The organism is Pelomonas sp. Root1217 (genome assembly GCF_001425705.1).
In the GTDB taxonomy this organism is placed as follows: domain Bacteria; phylum Pseudomonadota; class Gammaproteobacteria; order Burkholderiales; family Burkholderiaceae_C; genus Pelomonas.
The window spans coordinates 478,975-491,220 of sequence record NZ_LMDC01000028.1; the positions used below are offsets into that span (position 1 = coordinate 478,975).

Here is a 12,246-nt window from a genome sequence, read left to right on the forward strand (position 1 = left end):
AATGGCAGCCACCTGGATTGCCGGCGCCAGCGGCCTCGTCGGCCGTGCACTGTGCGCCGAATGGCCCGGCGCCATCGCACTGGCGCGCAAACCGCAGCCCGGCATGACGACGGTGGACTACATGCGGTCCGCCTCGTTCAACGCATTGCCCATCCCTGGCTGCGTGCTGATTGCGCTCGGCACGACGATGGCCCAGGCCGGCTCGCGCGAAGCCTTTCGTGCAGCGGACTTCGACGCCGTACTCACCGTCGCCCGCGCGGCGCGGGAGGCTGGCGCGACACATTGCGGCCTGGTCTCGGCGCTGGGCGCCAACGCGCATTCGGCGGTCTTCTACAACCAGGTGAAGGGTGAGGCCGAGGACGCGCTGATCGCGCTCGGCTTCGATCGCCTCGTCATCGCCCGCCCCTCGCTGCTGGACGGCGAGCGGCAGCAGCTGGACCAGCCACACCGCATGGCGGAGGCCTGGACGCTACGGCTGGTGCGGCCACTGGCTGGCCTGATCCCCGCCACCTGGCGCCCCATCTCGCCGCTGCGCATTGCACGGGCCATGCGCCTGGCCCTCGAAACCCCCGGCCCGGCGGTGCGCATCATCGAGTCCGGCGAAATGCAACGCATGGGCCAATGAAGTCCCCGGCGATCGAGCCGGCCGAGGTCGACTTTTCCGACCCCGACGCCCCGGCCTCCCCCACCTTCGGTGACGTCTACCACTCGCGCGCTGGCGCCCTGCCCCAGGGCCGCCACGTGTTCGTCGCCGGCAACGGCCTGCCCGGCCGCTGGCAGGGCCGTGAGCGCTTCGTCGTGCTGGAGACCGGTTTCGGCCTGGGCAACAATTTCCTCGCCACCTGGGACGCCTGGCGGCAAGACCCGGCACGCTGCAAGCGCCTCGTTTTCGTCAGCGTGGAGAAGCATCCGCTGAAGCGCGACGATCTGGCCCGCGTCCATGCAGCCAGCCCCTTGCCCGACCTGGCGGCCCAATTGGTCGAACGCTGGCCGCCGCTGACCGCGGGCCTGCACACGCTGAGCTTCGAGGGCGGTCGCGTCGAGTTGCTGCTGGGCCTGGGCGATGCGCGCGAGCTGCTGCGCGAACTGGTGCTGGACGCCGATGCCCTCTACCTCGACGGCTTCGCGCCGCAGCGCAACCCGGAGCTGTGGGACGAATGGCTGCTGAAGAGCCTGTCCCGGCACGCCGTGCCCGGCGCGACGGCCGCCACGTGGAGCATCTCGCGGCCCATGCGCAGGGCGCTCACCGCGCTGGGCTTCGAGGTAAGCCTGGCGCCAGGCTTTGCCAACAAGCCCGAGATGACCGTCGCCCGGTTCGCGCCCCGGCACATGCAGCGGCCGGCCGGCCGCGAGCCGGTAGCACCCGGCGCGAAGCAGGCCGTCATCGTCGGCGCCGGCCTCGCGGGTGCGGCCTGCGCTTTGGCGCTTTCGCGGGCGGGCGTGGCCTGCACCGTCGTCGACGCGTTGCCGGGCCCGGCCCAGGCCAGCTCGGGCAACGCGGCCGGTCTCTTCCATGGCACCCTCAACCCGGACGATGGCCCGCACGCCCGCTTCAACCGCGCCGCGGCGCTGGCCACGCGGGCCCTGCTGGCGGAACTCGGCCTGCCTCATCAGCGCGGCCTGCTGAGGCTGGAAACGCGATTGCCGCTGGCCGCCATGCACGGCGTGCCGGGCTATGTCGAGGCCTTGTCCGCCGAAGGCGCCTCGACGCTAGCCGCCACCCGCCTCGCCCACCCGGCCTGGTTCTATCCCGGCGGTGGCGCGCTGGATCCGGGCGCCTACACCCGGGCCATGCTGGCCGCCAGCGGTGCCGCCCTGCAGCTAGGCAGGCGAGCCGCCACCCTCGAAGCCGCTGCCGACGGCTGGTGTCTGCTGGATGACCGGCGTCGGCTCATCAGCGAGGCGCCTCTCGTCGTGCTGGCCGGTGGCCATGGCCAATTGCCGCTGCTGGGTGAGCTGGCCGTTGACCTGACCTTGCAGCGCGGCCAGCTAACCCATCTATCCAACGCACCCTGGTGCCCGACCCTGCCCATCGCGGGCGACGGCTACGCCATCGCCGACGGTCAGGGCGGCCTGTGGTGCGGTGCGACGACCCAGGACGGTGACCTCGACCCGGCGCTGCGCGAGGCTGACCAGGCCGACAACCTCGCCCGCTACGCCCGCCTGGCCGGCTTGGCAGCCCCACCTGAAGGTCCGCTCACTGGGCGCGTGGCCTGGCGGCTGATCGCGCCGGACCGCCTGCCGCTGATCGGCGGGCTGGCAGCGCCCGGGGCCCGGGCCGAGCAGCTGCGCCTGCAGGCCCGCCAGCCGGGCCTGATCGTCTGCACGGCATTCGCCTCGCGTGGCATTACGTGGGCGGCCCTGGCCGGGCGTCTCGTCGCCGCCCTGGCGCTGGGTTCGCCACGGCCACTGGAGGCCGAATTGCTGGATGCCGTCGACCCGCTGCGCTTCGCGTTGCGCCAGCGACGCAAGCCCGGCCGCTGAGCCCGGGTTCAAGCAACTATTGCCGCTTCCTCCCCCATATCGCCATTCCACCCCACCAGGGTCGGCTGCACACTGCGCTGTTGACCCGGCCTTGCCGGTGTCTTTTTCCTTTTCTGATGGGAGACAACGGCATGAGCGGTTCGCAGCGGTTGAAGTTGGCTTTGGGCGTTGTGCTCGGCGTGGTCACCGTGGGTGCCGGCATGGCGCTGTCCGGCCTGGGCGACAACGCCGGCGCCGCCAAGGGTTGGCTGTATGCCGTCCTGGCGCTCACCTGGGTGGCCGGCCTGTTCGGCCTGCTGGCCAGTGGCGGCTCTGGCAACAGCCTGCATGCAGCCACCGAGGCCGCCGAGGCGCTGGCCCGCTTTGACCTGACCCACCCCATCCCGCGCGGCGGCAGTGGCGACGTCGGCCGCCTGCTCGGCGCGCTGGACGACACCCAGCAAGCGCTGCAAAAACTCATCGCCAAGGTGCGCGAAGCCGCCGACAGCATCGGCACGGCCAGCGCCGAAATCGCCACCGGCAATCTGGACCTGAGCCAGCGCACCGAGCAGACGGCGAGCAATCTGCAGAACACCGCGTCCTCCATGTCCGAGTTGACCGGCACCGTCAAGCAGACGGCCGACGCAGCCATGACGGCCAACCAGCTTGCCAGCTCCGCCGCCAGCGTCGCCCGGCGCGGCGGCGAGGCCGTGTCGCAGGTCGTCGCGACCATGGACCAGATCAGCCACAGCTCGCGCAAGATCAACGAGATCATCGGCACCATCGACGGTATCGCCTTCCAGACGAACATCCTGGCCCTGAACGCCGCCGTGGAAGCGGCCCGGGCTGGCGAGCAAGGCCGCGGCTTCGCCGTCGTGGCCGGCGAGGTGCGGCTGCTGGCCCAGCGCAGCGCCGAAGCCGCGAAGGAGATCAAGAGTCTCATCAGCGCCAGCGTCGAGCGCGTGGACTCCGGTACCCAGCAGGTGCAGGACGCCGGCGCGACGATGACCGAGATCGTCGCCAGCGTGCAGCGAGTGACCGACATCATTGGCGAGATCAGCGCCGCAGCGCGCGAGCAGAGCGAGGGCATCGGCGTCGTCAATGGCTCCGTCGTGCAGCTTGACCAGATGACGCAACAGAACGCCGCCCTGGTGGAGCAATCCGCCGCCGCGGCCGAAAGCCTGCGCGAGCAGTCAGCCCGCATGGCCGAGGCCATCGGGGTGTTCAAGCTCAGCGGCGGCGCGGCCCACCGACCGGCAGCGCCCAGGGCACCGGCCGCACACCGGCCCGCGCCGGCCAAGCCGGCGGCCAAGGCCCCGGCACCCAGGCCAGTCGCCAGGCCGGCCGCCGCGCCCATGGCCAGGTCGGCGCCCGCAGCCGCAGCCGCGCCGCGGCCTGCGCCAGCGCCGGTGAAGGACGACGGCGATTGGGAGACCTTCTAAGCCGCGCCACGCAGCGCCATTGAACGGGAGCCGGGCAATGCCCGGCTCTTTGCTTTTGGGAATCAGGGGCGGCCCGTCCCTCGTTCAGGGGCAAGGTCGCCGGTGCCCAGCGTGGTGGGAACCGCCCTTACAGGCTGATACGCCAAAGGTCGCCCGGCTTGTTGCGCCCCAGCGCCACACCCGGGATGTTCCCAGCCCGCGCGGCGGCATGGGTGAGCAAAGTCATGCCAGCGCCGCACCGGCGCACCCTGCGGCAGACCCGCCGCGCTTTCCAACAAACCAGGAGCTCCCGATGTTTCGCCCGATCTTTCGCCTCGCGCTGCTGAGCGTGGCACTCACGGCCTCGTTGGCCCAGGCCCAGTCCAATCGCGCAGACGCCAACGCACTGAAGAGCCGCGCCGAAGGCCATGTGCGCCAGTTTCCCGGGCTCAGCCTGCACGGCAGCGAGCACAGCTACAGCGTGCGCGACATCGTCATCGACAGCGACGGCGGCAGCCATGTGCGCCTGGACCGCAGCGTCGCGGGCCTGCGCGTCATCGGCGGCGACCTCATCGTGCAGACCGACCGCTTCGGCACCCTGCGCGCCATGCACCACAACCTGCGCTGGCGCCTGGACGGCGTCGCAACCAAGCCCGCGCTGAACGCCAACCGCGCCGCCATGGCCGTGCTGCGCACGACGGACGGCGATGCCGGCAAACCCGAACTCGTCATCTATGCCCGTGACCAGGCTCCCGCGCTGGCCTGGGACGTGCCGATCTCCGGCGAGAGCGCCGATGGCACGCCGTTCGAGAAGCATGTGATCGTCGACGCCTCGGATGCCCGCCAGCTTGACGCCTGGGACGACATCCACACCGCGGCCGCCAACGGCACGGGCAAGACGCTGTACAGCGGCAACGTGGCGCTGACGACCAACAGCATCAGCGGTGGCTACGAATTGCGCGACCCGAGCCGCGGCGGCACGTACACGATCAGCATGGGCGGCCGCAAGAACGGTGGCAGCGTCATGACCGACGCCGACAACAGCTGGGGCAACAACGCGACCAGTGACGCCGCCAGCGCTGGCGCCGATGCGCAGTACGGCACGGCCATGACCTGGGACTACTACAAGAACGTGCATGGCCGCAGCGGCATCGCCAATGACGGCAAGGGTGCCTACAACCGCGTTCACTACAGCCGCAATTACGCCAATGCCTACTGGTCGGACTCCTGCTTCTGCATGACCTACGGCGACGGCGACGGCACCAGCATCAAGCCGCTGGTGTCCCTGGACGTGGCCGGCCACGAGATGAGCCACGGCGTCACCAGCCGCACGGCCAACCTGACCTATTCCGGAGAGTCCGGCGGCCTCAACGAGGGCAACTCCGACATCTTCGGCACCATGGTCGAGTTCTACGCCGGCAACGCCACCGACGCAGGCGACTATCTGATCGGCGAGAAGATCATGGTGGGCGGCGGGTCCTTGCGCAGCATGGTCAAACCCAGTGCCGACGGCGCATCGGCGGATTGCTGGTACTCAGGCGTGGGCAACCTCAACGTGCACTACAGCTCGGGCGTGACCAACCACTTCTTCTTCCTGCTCGCCGAAGGCACCAACAGCGCCTACGGCAACAGCCCAACCTGCGTGGCCGGCAACACCCGCGTCGCCACGGGCGCGGGGTCGCTGACGGGCATCGGCCGGGACAAGGCCGCCAAGATCTGGTACCGGGCGCTGACGACGAAGTTCACGTCGTCCACCAACTACGCCGGCGCACGCAGTGGCACCATCGCAGCCGCCAATGAGCTCTATGGAACCGGCAGCGCCGAGGCGAATTCCGTGGCCGCCGCCTGGAGCGCGGTCGGCAGGAACTGAGCCGAGCGGGCTCAATCAGGGGCGTCTTCGGACGCCTCTTTTTTCTGGGCGTAGCTCGCCTTGCGGCCGCGTGCCGGGTACCAGACCTCGCGCTCTACCCAATGCGCCAGCCGCCCGGCGCGATCACCGCGCTGCTCACGCAGCCAGGCCAGGACGACCTCGTCGAGCACATAGCTGCCGTCGCGTTGCTCGCGCACCGACTGTGGATGGCGACGCCGCAGCGATGCGGCCGGCATCGGCGCACCCAGGGCCGTCGACAAATCCTCCAGCGCGATCCAGCGGTGGCGCTCGATGTCATCGTCCAGCACACGAATGCGGTGGCCCTTGAAGGCGTAGTAGCGCCCCTGCACGGGACGGAAGGCCAGTGCCTTCAAGCTCCGGCCGACCGTTTCGCCCAGAGCCACAAGATCGGACGCAAAGGCCCGGCCCCACAGCATCAGCGCCACGAGCATGCCGGCCCAGCCGCTCGCCCACCACAGCAGCGCCGTCGCTGCACCGCACACGGCCAGCTTGAACAGCAGGCTGCGCCACCAATGGTGCTTTTCGTGCGAAGCCGCATCGAAGCCAAGGGGCTCGCGCGGCATGCGGTCAGAACTTCAGGGTCTTCACGCCGTCGGCACCGCCGAGCAGGCAGACGCTGGCCTTGTGGCGCGCGAACACGCCGACGGTGACGACGCCGGGCCATTGGCTGACCTCGGCCTCGAAGGCCAGCGGGTCGGTGATGGAAAGCCCCGTCACGTCGAGGATGTGGCCACCGTTGTCAGTGACGACGCCGACGCGCAGCTTGGCCTCGCCACCGAGCCTGGCAAAGCGACGCGCCAGCTGCGCCGCGGCCATCGGGATGATCTCGACGGGCAGCGGGAACTTGCCCAGGGTCTGCACGAGCTTGGATTCGTCGGCGATGCAGATGAACTGGTCGGCCAGATCTGCCACGATCTTCTCGCGCGTCAGTGCGGCACCGCCGCCCTTGACCATGAAGCCCCTGCCATCGATCTCGTCGGCGCCATCGATGTAGACGGCCAGGCGCGTCACCTCGGTTGCCTCCAGCACCTTGATGCCATGCTTGACGAGGCGCTGCGTCGAGCGCTCCGAACTGGACACGGCGCCCGGGATGGCGACGCCGCTGGCCGCCAGGGCGTCGATGAAGCAGTCCACCGTGGAGCCGGTGCCGACACCGAGGATCTCGCCGGCGGGAACGTAGTCCAGGGCCGCGCGGCCAACGAGTTGCTTGAGCTGGTCTTGATTCATGGGCCAGCATTGTCCGGGATAGCCGCTGCGAACCGCGGCCATCCCGGCCCGGTTTACTTCATGACGGCACGCTTGGACGCCGTATCGACCGCCACCTGGCCCTTGCTATCCCAGGACGTGAAGCGGTACTCGACGACGTCACCCTTCTTCAAGCCACCCAGGGTGTAGCGGCTGGCCGAGCCGTCCTGACGCATGCGCACGGTCTGGGTCTCGCCGCCGTTGACCGTGTAGTGCGCGTCCACCCAGCCCGTCGCGTTGGCGGCGAGTTCGAGGGTGGTCGCGCCGGTCTGCGTCGAGGCCGTCGGCACGCCGGTCGTCTTGGCCGTGGCCGGTGCAGTCACGGCGACTGCGCCTGTGGCCGCCACGCCCGAATCCCAGATGATGTCGTCGAAGGCCATCTGGAACGGCGCGCCCGGGTTGGCGCCGTCCACACTGAGGAACTCGAACAGCGAGTTCATCGACTGCAGCGCCACCAGCGGCCCGGCGATCTCGGCCACCGGGATGGTGGCCGTACCCCATTCACCGTTGCGCACCAAGCCGTAGGCGGTGGTGTTGGCGGGGAAGGTCACCCAGCTGTGGTTGGTGTAGGTATCCAGGATGCCGATCTTGAAGGCGACGTTGGCGGGTACCTTGATCTTCAGCTTGATGTTGCCGTTGCGAAAGCCGCTCATGTCGTGCACCTGGCGCGACTGCACGGCGCCGCCGAACCACTGCCCCGGCGCGAAGTAGTTCAACGCCAGCACGTTGGACCCTTCGAACGGCGGGATGTTGCCCCCGCCCATGGACCCGGTGTTCCAGATGAAGAAGTCCGCCGACGTGCCCAGGGCCTGGCCATTGGTGACCGGCGTGTTGTCGGTGAAGACACCGAACTTGCCGGCCTCGGGCGTGATGCCGACACCGAGCTTGACCTCGCCCTTGCCGTCCAGCTCGTAGACGCGCACATAGTCCACGTACATCGTGGCGGGCAGCGGCGCGGTGACCTGCGCCGGCGTGGCGGCCGGCGTGAAGTTGCCGCCGACGGCCATGTTCATCAGCAGGTAGAACGGCTCTTGCAGTGCCGGCGAACCCACCGTGGAGATGGGCGCCTTGTACATGTCCAGCTCACGGCCGTTGTCGACCATCGTGAAGCGGATCTGCGTGTCGGTCCAATAGAGCCGATACAGCACGAAGCGGTTGGCCAACGAGCGCGAGGGGGTGACCCAGTTCTTGGTCTGCCAGGCGGTGGACGCGGCGCAGCTCTCGTTGCCGGGCACGCAGGCGGCCTCGTTGAAGGTGATGACGTTGGCACCGACGAACTGGTCTGGCGACACGGCGGGCAGGCCCGCGGGCTGGCGACCGCCCTGCTCCATCATGTCGATCTCGCCCTTGCGCGGCCAGGCCTGCGGGCCGGTGCCGAGCATCCACAGGGCCGGCCACAGGCCCACGCCGACCGACGGCGTGGCCGCGCGGATTTCGACCATGCCGTACTTGACCTGCACCTTGCCGGCCGAATCGAGCTTGCCGGAGGTGAACTGGTTGGCGCCCATCACCTCGCGCCGGGCCGTGATGGCCAGGGCCCGCGTCGCGGGCTCGAAAGGCACGTTGACGATGCTGAGGTTGTCCGGGCGGTAGTACTCCAGCTCCTGGTTGCCGTAGCCGCACAGGCCGATCTGGCAGCCGTTGCCGTCATAGGTCGACCACAGCGCGCTGTCGAGGCCGGCGCCGTTGAATTCCTCGGACCAGAGCAGCTTGCCGATGACCGGGCTGGTGACGCTGGCGGACGCGACGGCGCTGGCGGCCAGCAGCAGGCTGCCGATGAGAGTCTTGCTGTTCATGGCATTCATCCTTGTTGGCGGTTGCGGCGCAGGCGGGCCGCGACGGCGACCAGTCCCAGGCCCATCAGGCCGTAGGTGGACGGCTCGGGCACGGCGCTGGTGACGGTGATGCGCGTGGCTGGCGCACCGGTGAAGCCGGTGTTGACCGCCTGCCAGCTGCCGCCCGACGAGAAGGCCCAGGCGGCGCTGGGCGTGTCGGTGCCGCTCTGCCATTGGCCGGCGAAGCCGGTGTCGGCCTGGGTCACCAGCCAGTAGCTGCCGGCGGCCAGGGTCCAGCCGGTCGGCGTCAGCGCCGTGTTGGCCCAGGGATCGGTCAGGTGGGTGCTGTAGAGCCAGCTGTTGCCGGTGGGCACGGCGCCCTGGCGGGTCATGATGCCAACGGTGATGCCGCCGACACCATCGATGGACGTGAGGAGGGACTGGACGGTGGTGGCGCTGCCGATGTCGAAGGCGACGGCGAGGTTCTGGCCCTGGCCGAGCTGGGAGGCCCAGCCGCTGACGTCATCGCCGGGGCCATAGGTGTTGATGACGACGGTGCCGGCGGCGCTGGCATGGACGGCCAGGCCGCAGAGCAGCAGTGCCGCGGCGATCTTGGAGAGGATGTGGAGCTGGGTTTGCATCACGGTTCTCCTCAGGCGCGACGGCGACGGGCGACTGCGCCGACGGTGACAAGGCCGGCCAGCAGCAGCGCGTAGCTGCCCGGCTCGGGCACGGCCGCGGTGTGCAGCGCGAACTGCAGGTCGTCGACCAGCACGGCATTGGGCCGGCCGTCCAGGATGGGGCCGACGGCCGTGCCGATCTCGAGGAAGACCGAGGTCGTGCCGGCGGGAATGGCGGCGGCCTGGAAGCTGATCTGCGTCCAGCCGGCGGTGTTGATCTGGCCCTGGAACTGCTGGTTCAGCGCCGTGCTGAGGATGCCGCTGGCGCCCATGTAGCGCAGCGTGACGAAGGCGTTGCCTGTCGTGCTGGCGTCACCCTTGGCCCAGAAGCTCAGCCAGGGTGCGTCGCCCACGTTGGCTGCGCCCAGCACGGGCATGCGGCCGTGGCCGACGGAATCCTGCAACGCGATGGAGGCATCGGAACCGTTGGGGGCGCTCAGCAGCAGGGCAAAGCTGCCGGAGTGGGCGTCGCTGGACAGTGAGGCCGGGCTGCTGGTGGCCGCCGTCAGCCAGCCGGCGGCGAGCTGGCCGGTGCCGCCTGCCGTTTCAAATCCGCCATTGGCGAAAGCATTGGTCGTGGCCGCACCAGCGCTGCCGGCCAGCAACAGAGTGGCAAGCGCCACGCAGGTCTTCAGATTCAGCATGTTGTCGTCTCCATGGTTTTGACTGAGGGAAGCAATCCCTGAACAGGCGACGACGAACTGCTGCCGGTCGCCGAAAGTGAAAGCGCTTTCTGAAAGCGCTTTCAACAAACGGCGCGACCATAGGTGGCTTGCAAAAGACTGTCAATGCGGAGTCCCCTGCCCTGCGCGGGATGGGGACGGTCGCGTCAGGCCGAATAGAACTTGCCGTGGAAGCCGTAGGGCACGGCGTAGGGCAGCCAGGCCTGGGCCAGCGGGCCGTCAGCCAGGCGCATCGCGTCAAAGACGCTCATGAAGCTGCGCCGGCGCTTCAGGTCGTAGCCCATGCCGAGCAGCCAGCCCTCGCCTTCGCGCGTGCTGCCGGGTTTGGGGACCATCACGTGTTCCTCGACGACGATGTCGTTGCCGAAGCTGAAGCGCTCGCGGGCGCCGCTTTCGATGTCCAGCCGCATCAGGCCATTGAATCCCCAGCGCGTACCGGTGTTCACGGCTGTCGGATACCAGACGAAGCGATGGCGCTGGGCGACGACGCGCGGGTCGACGACCGGGAACTCGACCGCCTCGTCACGCGCGGCCAGGCGCAGCCGGCCCGCGTCCAGATCGATCTCCAGCACCCGCGGCGTCGACACGTCGCGCGCAGTGCGCTCGCCGCGCATGATCTGCCGCGCGGACGCGTTGAACTCGGGCAGCGGCGTGCTCTGCACATAGTCCAGCCGCAGCAGGCGACCGTCGTCCCAGGCGTTGCCGAAGTGAAAGGCCTGGGCCGCCGGCATCTCGAAGATCCGCTGCTTCGCGAAGTCGGCCTTGTCGACGACAAGCACGCGGGTCGGCTGCTCGCCGGCCCAGTGCATCGCGTCGACCATGGAGGCGCCGGCGCGCACCGCCGCGATGTCCATCGTGATGGGCGCGAGCAGGAACACGAGATGGCGCTGCGACACGGCGAAGTCGTGCAGCATGGCCGGCGCAGCGACATCCAGCAGCGCATGACGTCGGACGGCGCCGGCGGCGTCGATCTGGTAGACGGCCAGGCGGCCATCGGCGCTGCCGAAATTCCACACCGTGCCGTCGGGCTCGACCTTGGGATGGGCCGAAAAGGGCATGCCGCGCAGCTCGGGCGCCCAGGTCTTGACGCCGAGCGTGGCCAGCGTCGCTGGATCCAACTCGTAGGCGCTGCCACCCTCCCACAGCGCGTAGAGGTGGTCGCCCTGCATCAGCACGCTGGTGTTCGCCACATTGAGGCTGTCCGGCCCGTGCACCGGCAGATCGGGCTTGATGGCGGTGCCAAAGGCGGGCAGCAGGAAGCGACCGGCGGCCTGCTCGGCGCGGAACTTGGCCGTCTGCACGAAGCGGGCACGATGGCTGGCGCGGCCGTCGCCCAACGTCCACGACTGCACGAGGCCGTCGCCGTCGAACCAGTGGCTGTAGCGTTGCCCGGCTCGCTGCATCAGGCCGGGGCCGTTGCGGAAGTAGCGGCCGTGGAGCGCAACGGGCAAGCGGCCTTCGATGACGGTGGTCGCTGCGTCAAGGCTCTCGCCACTCAGGCCGCGCAAGGGCAGCAGTTCCGGCGCATCGGCCGCAAAGCCATCGACCGGCAGGCCGAGCGCCAGCAGTTCGGGGCTGAGGCCACCGGCCAGCAGCGCGGTCAGAAGGGATCGGCGGCTCGTGCTCATGGCGCCTCCGCTCAGTTCAGCTTGACCTTGACCGACACGCCGGCGACCGGCGTCACCACGGCCTGCTCGAACTGTGGCGGGCCGAAGCTGCCGGCCGCGTTGTTCGAGAAGCCGAAAGGTTCGACCGGGATGCCCATGGGATTCATGTCCAGGCGACCATTGGCATTGGCATCCTGGAAGAGGCTGATGGCCAGCGGGCCTTCGGGCAGGTTCTTGAGCACGACGCTGAACCTGCCACCGGCCGCCTCAGCACCGAGGGCGAAGCGCAGCCCGGTCTGCGGCTGGCGCAGCCAACTGGCTGACTCGGTGAAGACTGCCACCATCAGCGCGGCACCCTGCAGGCGGCTGGTGTCCAGGCCTTCGACTTCGAGGGTGACGTCTGCTGCCTGACTGCACAGCGGCAGCAGGGCAAACAGGGCTATGGCAAGGGCTTGGTGTTTCATCGCGATCTCCAGCGTTC

At 69.3% G+C, this 12,246-nt stretch carries 11 protein-coding genes; 4 read left to right on the plus strand and 7 right to left on the minus strand.

All coding sequences use genetic code 11. The annotated features are described in order from the left end of the window. Position 1: 1 nt before the first annotated feature. The 4 genes from ASC95_RS22190 (at position 2) to ASC95_RS22205 (ending at position 5,754) form a co-directional block, all read left to right on the plus strand. Positions 2–625, plus strand: a complete 624-nt coding sequence (locus ASC95_RS22190; RefSeq protein ID WP_057299863.1) for a hypothetical protein — start codon at positions 2–4, stop codon at positions 623–625. Next, positions 622–2,484: an FAD-dependent 5-carboxymethylaminomethyl-2-thiouridine(34) oxidoreductase MnmC gene (gene mnmC, locus ASC95_RS22195; RefSeq protein ID WP_057299864.1), complete on the plus strand. Its 1,863-nt coding sequence runs from the start codon at positions 622–624 to the stop codon at positions 2,482–2,484. The genes ASC95_RS22190 and mnmC overlap by 4 nt, the downstream gene beginning before the upstream one ends. A gap of 131 nt (positions 2,485–2,615) precedes the next feature. Further along, positions 2,616–3,905, plus strand: coding sequence for a methyl-accepting chemotaxis protein (locus ASC95_RS22200; protein WP_369820630.1), 1,290 nt, complete (start codon positions 2,616–2,618; stop codon positions 3,903–3,905). Positions 3,906–4,197: 292 nt separating this feature from the next. Beyond that, complete coding sequence (locus tag ASC95_RS22205; protein ID WP_057299866.1) at positions 4,198–5,754, plus strand: M4 family metallopeptidase; 1,557 nt, start codon at positions 4,198–4,200, stop codon at positions 5,752–5,754. 11 nt (positions 5,755–5,765) lie between these two features. Here ASC95_RS22205 and ASC95_RS22210 read toward each other — a convergent pair whose 3' ends face one another. From ASC95_RS22210 to ASC95_RS22240, 7 genes are all read right to left on the minus strand, one after another. After that, a complete protein-coding gene (locus ASC95_RS22210) occupies positions 5,766–6,338 on the minus strand; it encodes a hypothetical protein (RefSeq protein ID WP_057299867.1) in 573 nt (190 codons plus the stop codon). A gap of 4 nt (positions 6,339–6,342) precedes the next feature. Continuing rightward, complete coding sequence (rpiA, locus tag ASC95_RS22215; RefSeq protein ID WP_057299868.1) at positions 6,343–7,002, minus strand: ribose-5-phosphate isomerase RpiA; 660 nt, start codon at positions 7,000–7,002, stop codon at positions 6,343–6,345. Between the two features lie 53 nt (positions 7,003–7,055). Continuing rightward, positions 7,056–8,816, minus strand: a complete 1,761-nt coding sequence (locus ASC95_RS22220; protein WP_057299869.1) for a glycoside hydrolase family 16 protein — start codon at positions 8,814–8,816, stop codon at positions 7,056–7,058. A gap of 5 nt (positions 8,817–8,821) precedes the next feature. Next, positions 8,822–9,436, minus strand: coding sequence for a PEP-CTERM sorting domain-containing protein (locus tag ASC95_RS22225; RefSeq protein ID WP_057299870.1), 615 nt, complete (start codon positions 9,434–9,436; stop codon positions 8,822–8,824). An 11-nt stretch (positions 9,437–9,447) separates the two neighbouring features. Then, complete coding sequence (locus ASC95_RS22230; RefSeq protein ID WP_057299871.1) at positions 9,448–10,119, minus strand: PEP-CTERM sorting domain-containing protein; 672 nt, start codon at positions 10,117–10,119, stop codon at positions 9,448–9,450. A 185-nt stretch (positions 10,120–10,304) separates the two neighbouring features. Next, entirely contained in the window at positions 10,305–11,786 is a 1,482-nt protein-coding gene (locus ASC95_RS22235; protein WP_057299872.1) for a carotenoid oxygenase family protein, read from the minus strand. An 11-nt stretch (positions 11,787–11,797) separates the two neighbouring features. Beyond that, positions 11,798–12,229: a DUF2141 domain-containing protein gene (locus ASC95_RS22240; RefSeq protein WP_057299873.1), complete on the minus strand. Its 432-nt coding sequence runs from the start codon at positions 12,227–12,229 to the stop codon at positions 11,798–11,800. Between the last annotated feature and the right edge of the window lie 17 nt (positions 12,230–12,246).